Raw genomic sequence first — 22,011 nt, 5'->3', positions numbered from 1 at the left:
CTGACAAGCTTGTAATATGGATGACATGCTGATGACAGATTGGGGCACTAGTATTTGATGTGTATCTTTTAATCACATCAAGGTGAACAATATGAAAAAATTAATTCTAATGACAGCATTAACCCTTAGCTTGCAATCTTTCGCTGCCTCTGCCACACAAATATCGGGTAATACCGAAATATACACAGGTGTCACTGAAAGCCGAACTGAGGCTTACGAGACTGGGGTTAATACATTGCAACAGCTGAAGTTGCTAACGGGGAATCAGGCTTATAAAAAGCTTAATATAGTGAATACGAGTACAGTCAGAAGTTCAATTCGAATTAATGATGGACGTGTTTATGTCGATGAATTTGCGGATGCAAACGGCTCGTTAAAGTATCAAGCTAAAGTGAAGCTAAATTACAGTTATAAAGAGGCTGGTAGTAATCGATAATTCTTTACAGCTCCAGATCTGATCTGGAGCTAGTCTCTAATTAAATTATTACGTACCTTGAGAGTAGGTTAATTACATCACCATTATTGTACCTTTCATGCCTGCTTCTCTGTGCCCCGGTAATAAACAGGCAAAGTCAACATAGCCTGCTTGAGTGAACTGCCATATCAACCCACCGCGCTGACCAGAACCTAAACTCAACATATTGCTTTCTGCATGTTTCATCTCTGGCATGTCTCGCATCATTTGGGCATGCTCTCCCAATGCTTCTGCCGAACCAATGACGAGTTCGTGGGATATTTCCCCTGCATTCTTAACAAAAAATCGGACGGTTTCTCCGGCATTAACGTGGATCTGACTCGGGGTAAATCGCATGTTGTCATTCATGGTGATATCGATAGTCCGAGTAATATCCGCCGCTTTACCGGGTTGCCCGGATGCTGAATTTGTCATGTCCATCATGCTAGCCATGTTGTGGCCTGCGTCGGGACTGGTACTATTACCTGCATCGTGACCAGTATTATGGCCTCCGCCAGCGAACGCCAAGCTAGGGAGCATGCTTAATAGTAAAATAGGTAGTGTTTTAGTTGCTTTCATGTAGTTACTCTCTGTTGTGTATCGTTAGTAAGATTGATACCCAAGCTATATCCGCAAGTTTCTGAACTGGCATCTTGAAGTGGCTTAGGTATATATTGTATGTACTTGTTATTATTAAATTCGGCTGGCGTTAAAACCAAAAACGGAGCCCTGCAAGCCAGCGGGTTTCTTCTGTTGCTGCATTGTCTTCGCGGATGAAGTCGGCGGTATTACCAAATGATTTTGCCCAGTCAACGCCGACGTAAGGTGCAAATTGCCGGGTTATTTCGTAACGTAAGCGCATCCCGATGGCGAGATCAGACAGACCTTTACCACTGTTACGCTCGGCGTCATTTTTACCATAGAGGTTCATTTCCAAACGTGGTTGTAATACTAAACGCTGGGTGAGCAATAATTCGTATTCAGCTTCTAGCGATAAGGCTGTTTGTCCCTCGTCACTGACATAAGCTGTGGCATCAATTTCGAACCAGTAAGGGGTTAATCCTTGGATACCGAAGGCTAACCAGCTCTGATCTGGACCTTCGCCAGTATCATATCTAGCCCCCAATTGGGTATTCCAAAACGTTGAGATGGCATGGTTCCATAATAATTCGGTGCTCGATTCCTCCAGTTTACTATCGGCAATATCGCCTTCTAATTTGATGACTACACGATCATAATCCCGGCCATACCAAACTTGACCGTCATAGACCCATGAATCCTCATCATTGGTAAATACGCGCTCCAGACGATCGATTAACAGTCCGCCACGGCTATGTTCGTCTGCAAACCTTAACTGGCGAGGACCGGGGAGTGCATAAGCACCAGATTCCAAAGTAAAACCATCTGCATAGGCATGGGGATCCCGCGCATTAGAGGGCGCCGAGCCACCTTGCATTTGCATGCCGTTATTACCCATATCTGCCATGTTATGTGACGGTTCAGCCTGGGTACTAAAGGAGAGTAGATTCAGTGTCGTTATGGCCATCACCGTGGTGACAGAATTGAGCGTACGGGGAATTGTATTCATGAAACCACCACTTCACGGAACATGCCCGCATCCATATGGAACATAAGATGACAATGCCAAGCCCAGCGCCCGCGTGCGTCAACAGTAACCAGAAAACTGATGCGTTGTGCCGGTTGTACCGGAATTGTGTGGCGACGTACCTGGAAACTGCCATCTGGGTTTTCGACTTCGCTCCACATGCCGTGCAGATGCATAGGGTGCGTCATCATAGTATCGTTGTGTAAAATAATTCGCACTCGCTCCCCGTAGTTGAAATGAATCGGGGTAGAACTACCGAATTCGAGTCCGTCCAGAGACCAGGTATAGCGTTCCATATTGCCAGTCAGGTGCAGTTCGATTTCACGCTCGGCAGTGCGAGGATCCATTGGTCCGCCTAAGGTTTTAAGATCGGCTAGGGTTAATACCCGTCGTCCGTTATTACGTAAACCGACACCGGGATCGTCAAGGTTGGTGCGAGGCATATCGACCCGCATATCGACGCTGGGGCCGTACTCTGTTTTAGCATGTCGAACTTGCTCGCTGGCTGTGGCTAACTTAGATGTCATATTAGACATGGCCGAGTGGTCCATATTTGTCATCATACCGGGCATCGAACTATGATCCATGCCCGTCATTTTACCCATATCGACCATCCCAGAATGCTGCATACCGGGCATTGAACTATGATCCATACCGGACATAGAGCCATGCTCCATTCCATTCATTTGTTCCATGTTACCCATTGCCCCCACGTTACCTGTTGACCCCATAGCGCCCATCATGTCGGTCATGGTCAGTGATTCGGGTTTATCTAATGTTGGTACATCGGTATTGAGGCCTGCTTGAGTCGTTAAGGTACCGCGTGCATAACCAGTTCTATCCATCGATTGAGCAAACAGGGTATAGGTATCAGCGCTGGGCTCAACGATTACATCGTAGGTTTCGCCTGGACCAAAGCGAAATTCATCCACGGTGACGGGTTCTACATTGATGCCATCTGCCTGCACTACCGTTAATGCTAGCCCCGGGATCCGCACGTCATAAAAGCTGTTACTGGCACCATTGATAAACCGTAATCGGACCCGTTCACCAGGTTTAAATAATCCCGTCCAGTTACCTGCAGGGGTAGTACCATTCATCAGGTAGGTAAGGGTTTGTGCGGAGAGATCGGCGAGATCGGAGGGACTCATGCGCATTCGATTCCACATCTGGCGTGACTGCACTGCTGCTTGTAGTCCATTTTCGGAAGCGTCTTGGAAAAAGTCGAATACTGTGGGTTGATTAAAGTTGTAATAATCACCCTGCGTTTTTAGCTTAGCGAAAACCTGTGCGGGGTTTTCATCAGTCCAGTCTGAAAGTAGGATCACGTGTTCCCGATCTGCTTGGATACTATCTTCTGCTGCGGGCTCGATCACGATAGCACCATACATGCCGGTCATTTCTTGCATGCCAGAATGGGAGTGATACCAATAGGTACCGCTTTGTTCTACTTTGAACTGATAGGTGAAGGTTTCCCCTGGGGCTATGCCAGCAAAGCTGATCCCTGGCACACCATCCATTTGGTAAGGTAGGATAATGCCATGCCAGTGAATGGAGGTATGTTCTTTCAAATGGTTGGTGACTCGTATTGTCACGGTATCGCCTTCACGCATGTGCAGCGTCGGAGCCGGAATGGAGCCATTGATGGTGGTTGCCAACCGTATTTTTCCGGTGAAATTAACCTGTGATTCGGCGACGACCAGATCAAATTCAGTACCGCTCAGCACTGGCGCCTTGTTTGGTGGGGTATTCAGACTACCGGCTCTGGCGGGTTGTAGCAGGGGATATAACCCCACAATCACCCCTCCGGCGACGAGGCCCTTAACGAATTTACGTCGTGGTAAATTGGCTGAATGTAAAGCATGCTTCATACTTGCTGTGCTCCTTTATTCAAAAATTCCTTGTTATTAATGGTCTATTCTACAAATAGGCTGCTTTCCAGAAGGTGACACGAATATGACAAATTTGTCATGTTGGAGATAAATATAGATAAGATGGTTTATGTACTGGCTAGCTTTTTAACTAACACCTTGAAGAATAGTAGTATAGTTCGGAGATATTTGACGGTAGGCGTTGGTGTGGGATGTTATAAAAAGAAGGCAATAAAAAGCCGCCAGTGAATGAAATACTCACTGGCGGCTCTATTGTAAATTGTGTTCGAGTAATAAAGATGTATACCAGATGGGCTCTGAATAGAGGTACTCAAGCTCAGAAAATAAAAATATAAATAATAAAGTAGTATACTAAATTTGGGTTACTGAAGGATTGATATATTTATCGAGTAAAAAAGTTGTATACTATAATTTTTCCTCAAGTCTGTTTGTACTAATTAGTTAATTTTTGCGTTGGTTTTTCCGGATTTCATGTCATCTCGCCAATTGCATCATAATGTCGTTGGCTCGGAGTGACAAATTTAATAAGGTTATGTTTATGCCCATAGTTGCACTAATCTATGAACCCTTGCACTCAATCTCTCACTTCATTTATACTATTAAATCCATGCGATGGCTAATTTGGTCTGTATTTTAACGTTCTAAATGTCGACTCTGAATAGGGTCGTCGTTACTGGCTCTTGGTCGATTATATGACGACTTAACCCTAGGTATTCTATCTTGACCTTCATCGTCAATGCTTTCATTGGTGCACCATTATCCGAGTGTAAAACAAGGGGGGATTAATCTATCTTTTCATGCTAACAAGTGCGTTCTAATAATTCCATAACCTTAATAGCACATTCATTTTTCATATACTTCGTAATCGACAATTTTACGGCTGTAAATATCCTCAGTCATATACAGAAGAAGTATTGACCTAGTACTTTAGAGTGGAGTTATCTAATAGCGAAGGTATTATTTGTGATGGAGGTAAACTGGCGTATTTATTACTGTTAATTACAGTAATTAGCGATGGACGTTCAGCTTGAGAAGGGACTTTCATGTCTGCTTCAGGCCGCTATCTCCGACGTCTAATAGACGACTAATCCATCGTGCGTAATCTAATTTCGCTACAAGATCGATTTTTATGTGGGCCAGACAGTATCAATAACCGATAATGGTAATTAATTTCTGACGTTCTAATGCAGGCGTTAGCTCTCCTCGTCTAGCCCGTTGAGATGACTTAACTTTTTTCGCAGCACTAATAACGCAGCCGTTTCAACAAGTGCTTTCTCTTTACGTCTCAGATCTTTTATCAGCTTGTGCTTCTTTAATACTAGATTGGCCTTTGATTTGTTCTGGATATACACTTTTTTCTGAAATAACTGGCGAGTTCGGAGCCGATTCACGAGCCAGTTCTCAATGATGACGGCAAGTTTACTTTCCGCTGTCCAAATTTGTGAAATAGCCATTTTACATTGTGTCGTTGTGCTGTTTTAAGCCAAGTATACAAAGTGTTATAAGGGATGTCTTCTTCGCTTGCTACTCCATTCTTTGTTCGAGATTATGGTGGTAACATTTTAGTTAAAGCTGCGCCTTTTCTGTCTAGTGAATATCGAGTTATTCCAAGCTAAATTACCGCCCCCTGTATTTATGATTAGCTCAAAACTAAGGGGGATAACTATCCTGAGGTAGGAGGGCGCAGCTAAAGATCATTCCAATTTGGGAAACGCAAAAAGGGCTATTACGAATTATATTATGGGATATTATAGCCGAGTTAGGCCGCATCAACACAACTGTGGTTTAACGCCAAATGAATCAGAACGAAGGTACTGGTTAGAATAAAAACTGTGGCCAAAATTAGCTGACCTCTTCACCCCTTTTTGAATTAATTCCACTAACCTAGCTCCTCTATAATCATTTACTTTTTCATTATAATATAGTAACTTATAAAAATTAATCATTACTAGTATTTATATCATTGTGTCTCTTTTTTTATCTATCAAATCATTCGGCTTTTTTTCTGAAATATTTAACGTGGTGGCAAAGGGTATAAAAATATCAGTAGGGGTACCGTCCTTATTCCCTAAGCTCTTTTGTTGCCAAGTTGACTGGGCGCAACAGCTTTACTGTGATCAGTGGTACGAACAGCACAACATTATTATGCCTAGCAACATACAGTCTGCGTCAGATATCCGCAAGGCGGAGTTTTTGGCTGGGAGACTTTGCAGCAAATACGCACTCAAACTGGCAGGTAGTGAAATATTACATGTTGGTAGTGGGGAGGCTCGAGAACCTATTTGGCCTAAAGGATTTAGAGGTAGTATATCCCACTCTCGACATACAGCATGTACAATTATAACAAGATCTAACGAGCCTTTGCGCCCAGGCATTGATCTGGAATATTTTAGCCCTAATATTATGACTGATATCGCCACTGACATTGTATCTCAACAAGAGGCCTCATATCTACAAGAATGTATTAAGGATCAAGATAAAGGACTATATCTGGCGTTTTCAGCGAAAGAAAGTCTTTTCAAATCCCTTTATGCTGAGGTACAGCAGTACTTCGATTGTCACGCTGTATCTATAAATCATATCGATCCCATCAATGGTACTTTTTCGTTAAGACTTAACTATACACTTTCACATAGGCATATAGCAGGTAAGATCTACCAAGGTAGATTTGGGTTGAGCGATTTTCATGTAATTACACTTATAGTTTAAATATAAGCATACAGTTAGCTGAAGATTATTCTAAATTAAATATTAATGTTTCACGCGCAACCTACCCTCTCGGAGGGCTCATGTAACAACTCGGAAAACGAAAGTGGTATAGTGTAATGGAGGCCTCAGCACCAATTTTTGCCAAACATAATTAACCTCAGATCGGTTTAAGCCATTGGTATTATCTATTCAATTATTTTCTGAGCAGTTACCAAAATTATACCATCATCAGCAAGGTCTGGCGCCAGCGCTTTGCTGATATATCCTTTATCAGCATAAAGTTTATCAATGAGACCTTTTGATAACTCTTTTACTGGTTTTCTGTCATCCGTGTTTCCAGTCGTTAGCCACTATATCACCAAGAATCTATAGTTCGAGGTGAGTTGCGATATTAGATAACGTTCGTTGACGAAGTAAATCTCTAAAGCTATAACATAAGCTATATTCTTGACTGATTAACTTAGCTAACTTGATCCCTCGTATTGAGTTGATACCATGTAAAAACAAATCGTCATGTTCACCAATTGATATCGAGTCAAGATCGGTAATAATACATGCCTTTGCATACAAGCTACAAAGTTGTTCATTAATATAGGACATTGACGTGGATGTGGATGTTGTATTCTTTGTTATAGACTCTCCATCGTGTAACAGTGAGCCAATATGAGGAGTATTATTAATGGTAATCGTGTCGTATTTTTCGTCTGTCAATAGGCGGAAAAACTCTTGGTGTACAGCGTGTATTTTATTTTCGCCGCAACTTCCTGTTTGAATATCTATGTGTTTAGGATATTCCTGTATATCGAAAGAACATGAATGAATAGATAGAGGGTTGTAGCTTATGTTAGATAAAAGAGGGTCATATTTATGTTCATGGGTAACATGATTGAATAGGTAATCTGGATCAATTTTAGTTCTGTGGATAACTTCAAATAAAGGAAGGTGAGAGTTGGATAATATCGTTGGCACAAGCACGTGAGTTAGGTACTGTATCAAATCAGGTAATGTACTAAATTGTGCTACTGAGATAGGAACCAAAACGCTGTTTGTGACACAGCCGATTAAACTCTGAGAGGCAAGATAACGCCGATTCGATGTTGGGACTAAAATGTGAAGAGTGTTTTTTTCAGGATAGTTATTGTGATAGCTAATAGCAGATAAAGCTAAAAAAAAGACGAAAGGCGAACAGTGTTGTTTGGAGCAATATGAAATAATTTGCTTATACTTGTTGGCTGACAGATTATGATTTACTTTACGTTTTTTTTCTAGGCTCCATTTGTCTAGCTTTCTAACCATTGATAATGAATTAAATTTAGCGCACCAAGTATGTATATCTTCATCACTATAGATGAAGTTTTTTTCAATGCAGTGTTGGTATTCCTCAAGAGATTGGTAGGAAACAGGGGATGTTGAGCGCTCTATCAGGAGTTGTCTTAGCTGATTTAAGCCCTGTCCATCCACCAGCATATGATGAAGAACTATTAGCACAAATTCCTCATGATTAGTTTGATCGTATATCCTATGTATTGAAAATAGTGGCCCGCCAGATAAGTCGAATGCTTCAGTGATAACTCGGTGAACTACTTCTTGGAGTTGAGATTTTGTCCTGAAGGTGTGCTCCTTAACGTCCAGAGTGTTGATGACAGGCAATACTTTGTAATACAAAGTATTGCCTGTCATCTCGGTTGTTGAACGTAATATATCATGAGAGTTTAGCAGTGATTTGAATCGCTCGATTTGCTCATCAGCGGTATTTTGTTGACAAGCAAGTAATAATGGAATGTTATAAGCTGCATTTAACCCAAACCCTTCACATTCAGTATGGATGCCTTGAACTGTAGGGTTTAATACTGGAAATGAAGATGTATTAATCTTATTCTGCTCTATTTTTGTTTTCATCGAGGCTTGAACAGAATAATATCTATTTAATATTTTTTCTTCAGACATTCCCGTGAGCTTACCAAGCTTATTATCGTTATCTAGGATGATAAACCCATGAGGACATTCGATGAGTAGCAGATTGTTTTGGTTCATTACTGAGTTCCTCGAGTAAAGCAATATATACTAAAATGAGATTTTGGATTTGTGTAAATCATACTACAAAGTGTATTAATGCTAACTTCGCCATACAGTTCAGCTAATTTGGGTGGTGAATCCGTTAATTGGTTCAAGATAGAATATAGTTTGAGCATGCGAAGAGAGCTTATATGATAATTTTTTAGCGGAGTGTGATCTGATAGTCCCTCTGTCGATATACTCATCGTATTCAATAGTGTTCGTATTAATTTAGGAGTCACTTTATTAAAATGCTCTAATGATCCACTTTGATCTGATTGCTCATGGGTCGATAATAATGGTGACTTCCGGTCAATCTTACCATTTCGGTTAAGTGGGAATTGTTCAAGAACAATATATCTGGATGGTAGACTGTATGATGGTAATTGCTTAGCGAGTTGGAGTTTTATCTTGGTTATATGTATCTTATCATCCCAGTTATCACAGCCCGAAATTGGCTGTATATAGGCAATGAGTTCCTCGTGGCCTAACTTTACTACACTCATATTGATATATTCACAAAGATTAAGATTAGCTTCTACTTCACCCAGCTCGATACGATAGCCATGCAATTTAATTTGATCATCTTTCCTTGAGATAAACTTAAGGCAACCATTGGATTCTAATTTTACGAGATCTCCGGTTCTATAAGATTTTATTTGATCCATATCCACAAAAAAACTTTTTGCTGTTTGTTCTGAATTATTTATATACCCATTACCGACACAAATACCTTTTAATATTAATTCACCAGTATTTTTCCCACTGAAGTGAGATTTGTCAAGTTCAAATTGTGTATTGTCAATGCTTTTTCCAAGCGGTATGTAGTCTCGTTCGTAGTCGATGTCCTCTAATATATGGTACATAACGACATCGGTGCACTCTGTTGGTCCATAACTATTTATGAACTGACAATTTAACCCTAGCTTCCTGTAGGTACGTATCTTTTTAGGGTTTATGGATTCACCCCCTAAAACTACCTGGCGTAAACTGGAGAGCTGTGACTGCTGGCCTTCATCCGCAATTAAATAAAAAGCACTCGGAGCACAATTGATCCAGTCAATATCCTCTTCATCAATTTGCTCGGCAATGACGGCTGGTTCGAAAATTAGATCGTTCATAAATATTAGCCGTGATCCTGATGTTAAAGCAATAAAAAGGTTCTTTTGCGTAAGGTCAAAACAGAGAGAACTTACCACCATACACTTGCTTTCTGTCGTCGGAGATATTAAATCGTGATACCACTGAAGGAGATTGTTGAAACCGTCACAAAAAATTGAAGCACCTTTAGGCGCGCCTGTGGAGCCAGATGTGAAAAGAATATACTGAAGCTCAGAGTTATAATCTTCAAAAGGTTGTATAGAGGCTAAAATTTTTTTTTCAGCTATCTCGAATACTTGGCTCATATTACTTATTGAGATACCTTCTTGAGTAAATTTACCAGAAGTTCCTGAATCGGTACATGCTACTACATGCTCTCCCAAACTGCCTATTATGGTATTTATTCGAGATCGAGGAAGACTGTAATCAATTGGGACGTAAGGTATACCACTTAATACACTGAAAATAACTCCTACGCAGTGAAAAAGTGGATTAGATGTGCAGATCAGAAGTTTATGATTTTGGGATAACCCGTTGCATCTCAGAGAAATCGAAAGTCGTTCAGCCATGACAAGAAGAGTTGAATAAGAATACTCTTGACCTTCGTATTTAATTGCGCAATATCCAGAATGTTTTACAAGCGACGACCATAGTTTTTTCTTTAAACAAAACATTTTATAATTATCCTTATGCAAATCACAGTACATTAGTTTTTATATTAATTTCAATTAATTTTAATTAATTTAATATAGTAATGAATACAACTTTTAACAATTATTGTATTGTTACATTATTTCATTCTTAACACATCAATTTTAATTAAGTTTTTAAATTTAATTGTAATATTAATTTTATAAATTTAATTGTAAGTATAAACTTAATTTTAAGGTTGATATTAAGTTTATAAATTTAAATATTTGTTTTAAATAGAAAGTGAATTTTATGCTAGCCTCTTGTTTTACAATGTAAATCAATGTGGTATGATTGTTTTTTTGTGTGTAGCTAGTAATTAGTTAATAAATTAATTGGTTAATAAATTAATTGGTTAATAAATTAATTGGTTAATAAATTAATTGGTTAATAAATTAATTGGTTAATAAATTAATTGGTTAATAAATTAATTGGTGAGGTTTAATCAAATTAAAACTACGTTTAAAGTTGGATTTAGTTATTTTCACTCTGGATATTACGAAGGATTCGAATAACTTTTATTGGTTGTTGAATTTACTTTTTTGCAACTATATATTCCGTGATTTGGTTTTTTTTCATTGTATTTTATTAGTGCTGTTGGGGTTGCTTTAGCAATTAGATATGAGGTTTTTATGCAAAAAAATCGTACCATTTATGGTTCTGAAATAGTTCTTTTACCCCCGTCCATAGAAAGTTCAGGAGCAGTTTATGATTTAATTGTCAAAAACAGAGTCCATTTGTCTTTATTTATGCCTTGGGTTGAACTTGTAAAAACACAAGACCTATTTTTGAAAAATACTAAAGATGCGGTTTTAAATTTCGAACATTTTGAAGGAGAACAACGTTATTTGATTGTCCGTCGAAATGACCAAGTCTTACTCGGTGTGCTGGGGTTAATGGTTCGAGATAGACAAGTACCATTTTTCGAAATAGGGTATTGGTTGGACGAGTCGGAATCGGGGAAAGGGTATGCCTCTGTTGCAGTCACCATAATGACAAAATACTTGAGTCAACAATATCATGCAAAACGGATCGAGATACGAACCGCAGAAAGTAACCTGGCAAGCCGTCGTGTTGCCGAGCGCTGTAAGTTTGTTTTAGAGGCAGTACTATCTAACGAGCGCATCCTACCGAGTGGTGCTGTTGACAACACCGCTGTTTATTATTTTCCGTTGTTAAATTAATTGATAGTTTCGCTTATTTTGTCTTTGAGGCGATTAAGGGGAACATGCATATGGAGTGACTATGCTACAGGAAGTAGATGGCATATTATTGAACGAATATCAGAAAAATTTCTTTTGGGCCGCAGAAGCAGACGCAACACATTCAGAGTATCTAATACCTATTCGAGTAGAATTTACCACACCATTAACTCGCGACGTGGCGATATCCTTGACGTCGTGGATGTCAGGTTTACCTAATATATTTGCTAAACTGATAATCCCTTCACCTCCTGCAGAACCTAGGTTGGTACCAAGCGACCTGGCAGTTATTTTTTTTACTAACGAAACGCATTTGTTGGATATCCTTAGAGCTCCTCTTTCATTAAGGGACGAAGCTTTGTTTCGGGTATACGCTATGGAAGATAATGAACGTGTTTCCGTAATGTATTTTGTATTCCACCATATTTTGATAGATCAGGAAGGTATAGTTGCCTTGATGCAGTCGCTCGACGCTTATTGTTTGCAGAATCATTATGTCGCTCATAACTTGGATACTGATTTAGAACACAATAATCCCACCGAACAAGATGTCAATTTTTGGCTGCAACAACTCGAAGGGTTTTCTTGTCAGCCTTTTCGTGCAGCAAACCCTGATGGTACGAAAAAAGTAGCGAATCGATTTAAGAGCATTATCTCTGAGAGACATACCTTAGGTATTGAACGTTATTGTCAATCTAATTTTATTACGCCATCCATATTCTTTAATGGTATTCTCGCGCTTATCACTTCTGCACTGCAACATAAAGACCGCGTCCTTATAGGAACTGTGATGAATGCGCGAAGTGAATCAAGCCCGGTAATTGGTTGCTTTGCAAATACGGTATACCTGCCACTTGATCTTAGTTTCGTTTCCACAACAGATGGCCTTTGGGAAGGAATGACCAATGCTATGCTTGATATCTTAGAAAAAGGTAAAGTGCCTTATTGGCACTTACGCGAATCCCTGATCAAAAAACTTGGAGAAGATATCAGGTTTCATGTTTTTACTAGCTATTCAGATGTCGCTGATCAGTCTTTGGATTCATTGTCTTGGCAGGTACTCGACGCCGAGCAACCTAAGTTTCCATTGAATGTCATTTTTCAGCGTGATGCATCTCATCACGGCATAGAATATATTTATGATACATCTTGGTTCACAGAAGAATATATTTCAGCGGTCAATAGAATGTTTATGCATGTGATGAAGACGTTGCTGACTAGTGAACAAAATGTGTTATCACTACGAGAAACCGATTTATTTTGTTCATTATCTCTGCTTGACTCAGACCAATATATAGAGCTATCTCTTCTAGAACGTTTTGAAAGGGACACAATAGAGTCCCCGCAATCCCCATTCTGTATTGAGGATAATACTACGTATTCTAGAAAAGAAATTGACGACTATGCATGCTCAGTCGCGGCCTTCTTATCAAAAAAAGGTATTGGACCTGGAGAGCGTGTTTTAATCATCGCACCAAGAGATTATCGTTTTGTCTGCATGATGTTGGGAGTTTGGAAAATTGGTGCTAGTTTTGTCGCCATCGATGAAGCGACTCCGTATGAACGTATTCGTCATATGGCAGATGAATCGGGAGCAGTAATTGGTTTTGGTGAACGTGACATGTTAGGTTTAAAACTACCATCTTTCTCTTTTACTGAAGTGCTAAATTATCCAGCTACTAATTTTATCGAACTGATCGATAGAGTGGAAAATGATCTGGAAGCTTATGTTATTTTTACCTCAGGTACAACCGGACAACCGAAAGGGATTTCTACTTCGCATCGTAATTTAACTCATTATGCGCAGGGATTAGAGCAAGAATTTGAGCGTGCTGGATTGAAATCTGATGCTGAACTTACCTTTGCTGTCGCGTCGACCTTGAGCGCTGATCTTGGCTACACTTGCATTATTTCAGCGATCTTTTTAGGGGGAAGGTTAGCTATTTTACCTTATGATACGAGCGTTGACGCCTCAATGTTTAGCCGAACACTGAAACAAAGACAAGTGGACGTCCTCAAGATTACCCCATCACACTTATGGGGGTTAGCTAGAGGGAATATATTATCAGATATGTTGCCCAGTACTTGCTTGATCACCGGAGGAGAAAAGCTGGCAAAAGAGCAGCTGATTGAAGTGTTAAGTCTTGGCGTTAAGGTATTAAATCATTATGGACCAGCTGAGACAACAATAGGCACATGCGTATGGCAAGCGGATTCTTACGAGCTGACACAATCAATGGTGCCAATTGGGTATGCCTTAGGCACTAATCAACTGTTTGTTACGGACCATCACAAACGTACTTTACCTACGTTTATTTCTGGTGAACTTATTGTCATAGGACCCGGTGTTTCAAAAGGTTATCTATCACCCGAGAATAATAGAGGCTTCTTCTTGTTTAAAAATCAAGAACGAGCTTACGCGACTGGAGATGTTGTTTGGGCGGATGATAGCGAATGCTTCCACTTTATTGGACGACAGGACAGACAGGTGAAGGTGTCAGGCTATCGTGTAGAAATGGCGGAGGTAGAAGAAAGAATTTCTCAATTTATCGCGGTGTCAGATTTTAGATTGTTATATGATTCACGCACATTGGTGCTGTTCACATTGCGTCAGCATAGCGAAAAATGGTCTTTTTATGCAGAGCAGTTAAGAGCATTTCTGCCAGAATATATGATCCCTGGACGGGTCGTTTCAATTCATAAAATTCCGATAACACGGAATGGAAAAACTGATGAATCTCAGTTACGAATGCAGCTCAACGATACTTCGAAAGAAGGTGCTGCTTCAGCAATAAAATTGCAATCTGTTGACCCCATAATACTTGCATGTTGGCGTAAGCATATCGGTGAGCCAAAAAGTATTAATGATTCTATATATTCGCAAGGCGCGAGTTCCATTAGTGCTATGTTGTTACTTGCTGATCTACAAAAGAAAATAGGCGTAAAGGTAGCTCTGAGTGAATTTTTACAACAACCTCGACTTTGCTTTTTTCATAATCAAAACATACACAAAAAAGGCTCGGTACCACAGAACGAAATATCAGAACGTGGCTATTCACTTGATTCTCTGCAAGTATCTATGTGGAACATTAATCAACTTGATCCACAAAATCATGCGTACAACGTACCATTATTACTTCGATTGAATTCACAGTTCAGCTATGATGATTTTTTTAAAGCATTGAATACATTGGTTGCGGCTGTACCATTACTACGTACGTTCTTCTATGAACATCAGGATATACTAACTTTTAATGTCAAAGACACATTCATACCATATGTCGAGTTGGACATTAATTTTAGTGGCAATCAAGAAAAATTGAAGAGACTGTGCCATACAAGGATTGAGCTTGATCGTCAATGTCCATATCGTATATTTTATGATAACGGTGAAGTTCTTCTAATTTTGCATCATATACTCACGGATGCTTGGTCAAATCAGCTTTTACTTAAAGCATTGGATCTGCTCTTAGTAACAGATAACTCTGTTTTAGACATAGATGCTGAGGCGTTTGTACCTAGTTATGCGCCTTGTAAGGTGGATGATGCGAAACGCTATTGGCGTAATAAGTTTAAAGGGAAATCATTATCCTGGGCCTGGCCTGAATCTTCCTTAGTTAAGTCACCTCAGGAAGAGAGAATCAAAATTGTTATCCCCGCAGCAGACGTTTTTACAGCGAATCAGCTATTTATTCAATTGGATTTATCCCTACAGTCAGGATGCCTTGCGCTATACGGACTTGTGACTAATTACTATTTTAATCAGTTAGAAAAGTTAACTTATTTTCCTGCATCAAGACGTAAAACAAATGGGGATTTTAAAAAGTTGGGTTTCGGAATTACTACCTTACCCATTTTAATCAAAGTCTCACCACAGGAAACCGTAGAACAGTATTTGAAAACATGCCAACAAGAGTTCCTGTCGGTACTTGCGCATCAAGATATCGAATTTGACAAAATAGTAAGCCTTGGCTCTCTTGTTAGCTCGGAGGGGAAGCTAAAATCTAATAACATGTTTGTTTTTGAAACCGTCGCAGATAATCAGTGGCAAAATTTTCAACGAATTGATCTTGAAGAAGATACTTCAAAATTTGATTTGACGTTTGATGTACTTTCTCATGTTGATGGTTCATTAGAGGTTTCTGTGAGTTCTGCGTGTTTGAATTCAAAAACGTTGGAGGCTTTGGCTAATGAATTTCACCACGCCATTGTTTCGGTTGTTGAGCAGAGGCATACCTTCATTAATGAGTACGTGTTTTTTTCGCAGGCTGACTCTATGAAAGGGATAGAATTGGCAGTCCCGAAAATGTCGGTAAGACAAACTCTTTGGGAAGTGTGTGAAGAAAATGAGTTGTTCCCTGCAATTAAAGACGGTTCACGTTCAATTAGTTATGGTGAGCTTATGAAATATGCAAAATCTGTTGCTCACCTTCTCCACCAAAAAAATACTCATGATGCACCAGTTGTGGTGCATATGAATCGAAGCATCGAAGCAATAGCGGCGATTCTTGGAGTGATTATATCAGGGTACACGGTGGTGCCGTTAGATGGTGACTCGCCGACATCCCGAGTTGAACGAATTAAGGCGGAACTAAACCAATCTTTGGTGATTGATCAAACATTCTTTGATCAAGCTGTTTCTATAGGGGGGACGTTGGATAATCAGTACCTCCAGACACCAATGAGTAAAAACCGTCCACTTTATATGATTTTTACGTCTGGGTCATCTGGTGCGCCAAAAGGAGTCTCTGTTCAAGATGATGCATTAAATAATTATCTTACTTGGGCGAGAGATACTTACAATGTCAAAGCTCGTGGTTGTGTTCCGTTATTTACTTCTTTAAGTTACGACTTAACACTTACCAGTTTATTTTTACCCTTGATGGTTGGAGCAGAGATAGATGTAATCGGTGGCCATAATGGTATTGAAACTTTGGCCGCTCTAGCGGCTAAAACAGTTCATTATTCAATGATGAAAATGACGCCAAGTCACCTTGATTTATTGTCTTATTTGGTTGGTGAACAACTCATTAATACTGATTGCTTAATTGTTGGCGGAGAACAGTTATACCACGAAATGTTGAAAAAAGTGGCTCCAACCGTACCTGTATTTAATGAATATGGGCCTGCTGAAGCGACCGTTGGCTGTGCAATCAAGAAAGTGTATCCACAAGAAGGGAAAGGGGTTGTGTCAATAGGTACACCAGTCGCGAATACCCAACTTGAAGTCTTCGGCGTGTTGGGTCGCCCTTTGCCTGAAGGTATCGTTGGCGAGCTTGTGGTTAGTGGCATTCAGGTGTTTTCTGGTTATTTTCAACAGGGTTACAATCCAAATAAAAGCCTAACTCAATACTTCACTGGAGATTTAGTATGTGTACGTGATCGTGAATTTTTCTATATAGGAAGAGAGGACCGGCAGTTGAAAATAGATGGTCATCGTATTGAATTGGGCGAAATAGAAAGTGTGTTACTTCAGTATCCCTATATAAGCTCGGCTCAGGTTGATGTCTGGCATAACAAAGGTATGCCTGTGCTTTTAGCTATAATAACGCCTTCGCAACCTAAACTAACTAAAGATGAAGTGATGCAATATCTTCAGAGGCAATTATCCAAAGCCATGGTGCCATCTCGATTGTTTTTTACAGATGAAGCTATTTTTAGTGACAGCGGTAAGATGAATATAACATCTATGATGAATAGTTCGGTCGTTATTGAACAGCCAATACTTAATACATTTCCAAAGTCTAAAGTACGCGATATTTGGCAGGAATTACTTGGCGAAATAATACTGAATGATCACATTAACTTTTTTGATGCTGGGGGGAACTCTAGAATGCTGCTGCAGCTGACCTCTCTTTTGTCTGGTGCCTTTGGTGTCACAGTACGAGCTGTTGACCTACTACAGCACACCACAATTTCTCAGCAAAAACATTTTTTGTCTGGTGATGAGCCTCGATTAGCTATGGCTGAATTTACTCGCCAACCAATCGAGGTTGCCAATATTTTATTACAACGACGTAGAGGAACGCGCTAATGAATTCAACTAAAGTAGCTGTAATTGGGCTTGCAGGTGTTTTCCCCGGAGCTAGCAATATAGATGAATTTTGGGAGCTGCTCCTTCAAGGAAAGAACGGGATAAAAACGTATCAGAAAGATGAATTGTGTAAGGACGCTCACGACTTATTAGTCCGTTACGGAGAACGGTATGTCACTAGAAAAGGTCATCTGGACGAACCTTTTATGTTTGATTATCGTTTTTTTGGTATGGCTAAAAAAGATGCGCAGCTGTTAGACCCACAGCAACGAAAATTCTTGCAGGTTTGTAGTAATGCACTGGAAGACTCTGGATACAGTGCTTTGTCTATGGATAATCGCCAGGTTGGTGTGTACGCAAGTTGTAGCCCTTCTGATTATGCGCAAACTGTGGCCAAAGATATGGATATGTCGGACTGGCAACAGTCAATGGCTGTTGCTAGTAATAATTTGCGAGATCTAGTCGCAACTCGAGTCGCTAATGCACTGAATTTACATGGTCCAGCGATTAATGTTCAAACCGCTTGTTCTTCTTCCATGGCGGCGTTGCATGAGGCATGGCGAGGTTTGTTATTCGGCGATTGCGATATGGCTATTGCCGGGGGGGTTGCCATACGCTTGCCTCAAGAGACTGGTTATGTGTATCACGAGCAGGGAATCTATTCAAAAGATGGATTCTGTCGCCCTTTTTCAGAGTATAGTAGTGGAACTGTGTCTGGAAATGGTGCAGGCGCTGTGGTGTTAAAGCGTCTCGATGATGCTATCGCGGACGGAAACCGGATTTATGCAGTAGTAGATAGCATATTAGCTAACAATGATGGGAATCGTAAAGTAGGATTTACGGCTCCCAGTGTCGAAGGACAACGTACACTCTTCTCTGATGCCTTGTCATTTGCAGGTATTAATGCAGATAAGTTGAGTTACGTTGAAGCGCATGGAACAGCAACACCACTTGGTGACCCAATTGAATTCACAGCTCTGAGCCAAGCAATCAAAGGCCACACTAATCGTGAACACTTCTGCCATTTAGGAAGTGTGAAAGCAAATATAGGTCATCTTGACTCAGCAGCTGGTATTGCGGGGTTTATTAAAACCTGTTTGGTTCTTTGGCACAAGGTTATTCCACCTCAGCCAGACTTTTCCTCACCCAATCCTGAACTGAATTATGATGGTAGCCCATTTAAAATAGAAGCTACATTAACTCCATTGAACAATAAAGAGGCTCATGTTGCAGCTGTCAACTCTGTTGGGATTGGCGGTACTAACGTTGTAGCTATATTAACGGATTGGACTCGGACTAAAGTGACTAAGAATCATGGTCGATTTTATTTTCCTTTTTCAGTCAACGATCGAAATGTGTTAAGAATGAACCAGAAAGAAGTTGGAAGCTTCATAGTGCGTTCAACATACCCAGCCAAAAGTTTAGCTGTTCACATGGAAAAGCAGTTGAGTTCTCTACCATTTAAGACTGGAGTTTGGGTTGAATGGAAGGATAATGATGAAACAGAAATATATAACGGCCCATGTATTAATAATAATCAAGATAAAACTGCATTAGTATTCCCCGGTGGGGGGATTTTTTTTGCAGGTGCATTGCTGGGCCTGAAAAAAGAATTACCTGATATTTTTGAACAATGGCAGAGCTTTGTTAAAAGTACTCAAACTACTTTTTTATCGAATCGTGTAATCCGCTATCTTACAAGTACCGAAAATTACGAAGAGAATTTTGGTGAGAATTTAAATGAAAATTTTCTTACGACGTTTTATCTGAATCATGCATTTATGATGGCTATGAATTACTTAAATTTAAAGGCTGACGCAGTTATAGGGCATAGTCTGGGTGAGTATAATTGTGCTGTATATGCTGGTGTTATGTCAGCAGAAGATGCGGTGATAATTATAGAGGAACGAGCTCGTTTAATCAGTAAGGCTGATCCACGTTTATTATTTAATGTTATTTGTGAACATGAAAAACTGGTTGAATTAGACATTGTAGACTTCGAAATCGCAACTCATAACAGCGCACGAAGCCATACTGTGACGATAAAACCGGAACATGAATACTCATTTATTCGGAGCCTAAATAAATTAAATATTGGTTACAAGAAGATAAATATCAAGGCGGCCGTTCATTCGCGAGAGCTTGAACCAATACTTCCAGAATTCAATCATTTTTTATCTAAATTCCACTTTAAACCTCTATTAGTACCAATGGCGAGTAATCTAAATGGTAATTTATTGCCAATCAATAGTTTATTAGACAAGGATTATTGGACATCACATCTTCGTCAACCAATGCAATATTCCAAGGCTTGTAAAAGCCTGAGAGATAGTGGGGTCGGAACATACTTTCAGGTTGGCGCAGGTGATGGTTTAGCTAAATTAGCAGCAAATGGAGAAGAAGCTAATGTTTTATCTTTGTCTGGCAATAATGCGAAAAATACGACTGAAGCGCTACTTGAAACTGTTGCCGCTTGTTACCATTTAGGTGAAACCCCAAACTTTGGCGGTCTACCTGACTTATGTCTGAAACTAGAAGCATCAATGCCGCTGCCTGCGTATCAGTTCAAGAAAACAGAGTGTAAGCCAGAAGAAATAACTGAAGTATTCGATATTCAAGCTGGTTCTGTACCACAACTTTATAGTGAAACGATGCAGCATGTTGATAGTGTGAGGATGACTGTACATCAACCAGAAAGAGCGCTTTCTGTTGATGATTGGTTAAAATCTTTAAGCTTAAAAAGAGAATGTAACTCTCTATTTATTGACGTAACACACTCCGATTGGTCCAATATTGACTTTGTTATCTTATTGAAAGAAAAGCTCTTGCTTCTTGCTGATCTTGGGAGCACTTCATGTGTAGGGTTAGTTATTCGAGCTCAGTACTCGAGAAGTTGTTTACCGGTGTCTTATATCCGGAATTTTGCTGTGTGTTTTAATCAAGAAGTTAGCATGCTACGCATATCGGTCATAGTTATAGAACCGAACTCTACGGAAGACTACGACGCATTGATAGGACTGATAGAAGAGCAACCTGACACCTACCTCTTATCTGCTTCTCAAGTATTAAAACCAGCATATTTCAAGAGGGATTTCTCTTTTGGACAGAAAATATCCTTAAATGATGATGCAACTTGTTCGCCGATATTGATTCTAGGAGGAACAGGGCTAGTCGGCTTGAACCTTATTTCTGATTTGCTTCAGCTCAGTCATAGACGAATGATTATCGTCGGGAGAGAAGGTATGGGGGGACGCTCTCTATCGGAACTGTTGTCCCATAAAGCCAAACAACATCAGTTAGATGATATTAGATTAGCACGCTTGCAGGCGAACCTTGTTCGTCTCAGTTATTTGGATTGTGAGTTAAGTATGGTTGATGCTGGCAATCGTGTGTCTGAATTCATCCTGGCACAGGGGAATGAAAAATTATATGCTATTTTAGCACTTACAGCTAATTCTTATGATACGTCGATACGTAAACCGTTGGTTGATGTCACCTATGATGATCTTCGTTGTCAGATGAATGCTAAAGAAGGCGTGATTAAAACCATAGAGTATCTTGAACATACTTTACAACCAGATCGCACTTTGTTATTTAGCTCTAACGCGAGTCGATTAGGGGGGATGGGGATGTTCTCTTACAGCGTGGCAAATGGTTTCTGGGATGCGTGGGCTGGACAAAATAAATTTCAAAAATCCCGTCTTGCAATTAACTTTGATGCTTTTCGGTTTCAAGATCACTTACCTGTACCACTGAACTATATTCAAGGCGATAAATTAGTGAAATTGACGGCTTATCTTTTGAATTCTTCTTTGCAGGGGTCTCTTATCTTGTCTAATCAGGATTTTGAACAGCGAATTAGAGAGTGGGTATACGAATATGGTACGGACTCTACCTTACCGTTTTCCCTTCCACTATCTTTTTCTCAGGTTGATTCACCGACCACATTCGTTAGGTCTCAATGGAGTGCACTGCTCGGCGAAGAAGAACTTGATCACCATAGTCATTTTTATGCACTGGGAGGCCACTCTCTTATGGCGTTTCGTCTATTTGCTAGCCTTAGACAGGCCTTTGGCATTGAATTGGTTTTACTTGACCTTGTCCAGCATCCCACTTTAAAGAGGTTTACCGATTTGATCGAACAAAAAGTGAATACACCTATTAAGCCTCAAGTTAAAGTGGAAAAAAATCACGAAGTGTCAGTAGAGCAATTATTAGAACTGACTTAATTTTGTGCAAACTAAGTGACAATGATAAAGGAATATATT

The 22,011-nt window shown here is 39.9% G+C and carries 11 protein-coding genes and 2 pseudogenes; 6 read left to right on the top strand and 7 right to left on the bottom strand.

The window, feature by feature from the left end; genetic code table 11:
* The first annotated feature begins 91 nt into the window (after positions 1–91).
* Positions 92–436, top strand: a complete 345-nt coding sequence (locus tag PE36_RS13395; RefSeq protein WP_006032579.1) for a DUF3316 domain-containing protein — start codon at positions 92–94, stop codon at positions 434–436.
* 72 nt (positions 437–508) lie between these two features.
* Here the strand turns inward: PE36_RS13395 and PE36_RS13390 are convergent, their stop codons facing one another.
* From PE36_RS13390 to PE36_RS13375, 4 genes are all read right to left on the bottom strand, one after another.
* Positions 509–1,033, bottom strand: a complete 525-nt coding sequence (locus PE36_RS13390; RefSeq protein ID WP_006032578.1) for a plastocyanin/azurin family copper-binding protein — start codon at positions 1,031–1,033, stop codon at positions 509–511.
* Between the two features lie 130 nt (positions 1,034–1,163).
* Complete coding sequence (locus PE36_RS13385) at positions 1,164–2,042, bottom strand: copper resistance protein B (RefSeq protein ID WP_006032577.1); 879 nt, start codon at positions 2,040–2,042, stop codon at positions 1,164–1,166.
* Positions 2,039–3,931, bottom strand: a complete 1,893-nt coding sequence (locus tag PE36_RS13380; RefSeq protein WP_006032576.1) for a copper resistance system multicopper oxidase — start codon at positions 3,929–3,931, stop codon at positions 2,039–2,041. The genes PE36_RS13385 and PE36_RS13380 overlap by 4 nt, the downstream gene beginning before the upstream one ends.
* 1,214 nt (positions 3,932–5,145) lie before the next feature.
* Positions 5,146–5,406, bottom strand: coding sequence for a hypothetical protein (locus tag PE36_RS13375; protein ID WP_006032575.1), 261 nt, complete (start codon positions 5,404–5,406; stop codon positions 5,146–5,148).
* Positions 5,407–5,665: 259 nt separating this feature from the next.
* Between PE36_RS13375 and PE36_RS25020 the strand changes: the two are divergent.
* Positions 5,666–5,802, top strand: a pseudogene (locus PE36_RS25020) (IS3 family transposase); the annotation flags it as partial.
* A gap of 115 nt (positions 5,803–5,917) precedes the next feature.
* Positions 5,918–6,661: a 4'-phosphopantetheinyl transferase gene (locus PE36_RS13370; RefSeq protein ID WP_006032574.1), complete on the top strand. Its 744-nt coding sequence runs from the start codon at positions 5,918–5,920 to the stop codon at positions 6,659–6,661.
* Between the two features lie 185 nt (positions 6,662–6,846).
* On the opposite strand, the pseudogene PE36_RS24870 reads toward PE36_RS13370, so the two are convergent.
* From PE36_RS24870 to PE36_RS13360, 3 genes and pseudogenes are all read right to left on the bottom strand, one after another.
* A pseudogene (locus tag PE36_RS24870) lies at positions 6,847–6,996 on the bottom strand (transposase); the annotation flags it as partial.
* A 31-nt stretch (positions 6,997–7,027) separates the two neighbouring features.
* The gene (locus PE36_RS13365) at positions 7,028–8,695 is read right to left on the bottom strand and encodes an acyl carrier protein (protein WP_006032573.1); all 1,668 of its coding nucleotides are present in this window, start codon (positions 8,693–8,695) and stop codon (positions 7,028–7,030) included.
* Positions 8,695–10,491: an AMP-binding protein gene (locus PE36_RS13360; RefSeq protein WP_043994519.1), complete on the bottom strand. Its 1,797-nt coding sequence runs from the start codon at positions 10,489–10,491 to the stop codon at positions 8,695–8,697. Before PE36_RS13360 ends, PE36_RS13365 begins: the two co-directional genes overlap by 1 nt.
* A gap of 648 nt (positions 10,492–11,139) precedes the next feature.
* On the opposite strand from PE36_RS13360, the gene PE36_RS13355 reads away from it, so the two are divergent.
* From PE36_RS13355 to PE36_RS13345, 3 genes are all read left to right on the top strand, one after another.
* The gene (locus PE36_RS13355) at positions 11,140–11,691 is read left to right on the top strand and encodes a GNAT family N-acetyltransferase (RefSeq protein WP_006032571.1); all 552 of its coding nucleotides are present in this window, start codon (positions 11,140–11,142) and stop codon (positions 11,689–11,691) included.
* 61 nt (positions 11,692–11,752) lie between these two features.
* Positions 11,753–17,743, top strand: coding sequence for an AMP-binding protein (locus PE36_RS13350; RefSeq protein WP_006032570.1), 5,991 nt, complete (start codon positions 11,753–11,755; stop codon positions 17,741–17,743).
* Positions 17,743–21,972, top strand: a complete 4,230-nt coding sequence (locus PE36_RS13345; RefSeq protein ID WP_006032569.1) for a type I polyketide synthase — start codon at positions 17,743–17,745, stop codon at positions 21,970–21,972. The genes PE36_RS13350 and PE36_RS13345 overlap by 1 nt, the downstream gene beginning before the upstream one ends.
* Positions 21,973–22,011 lie beyond the last annotated feature (39 nt).

Source organism: Moritella sp. PE36, assembly GCF_000170855.1.
Lineage (GTDB): Bacteria > Pseudomonadota > Gammaproteobacteria > Enterobacterales > Moritellaceae > Moritella.
Note: the sequence above shows the minus strand (reverse complement) of the source record. Positions and strands in the feature narration are given on the sequence as shown.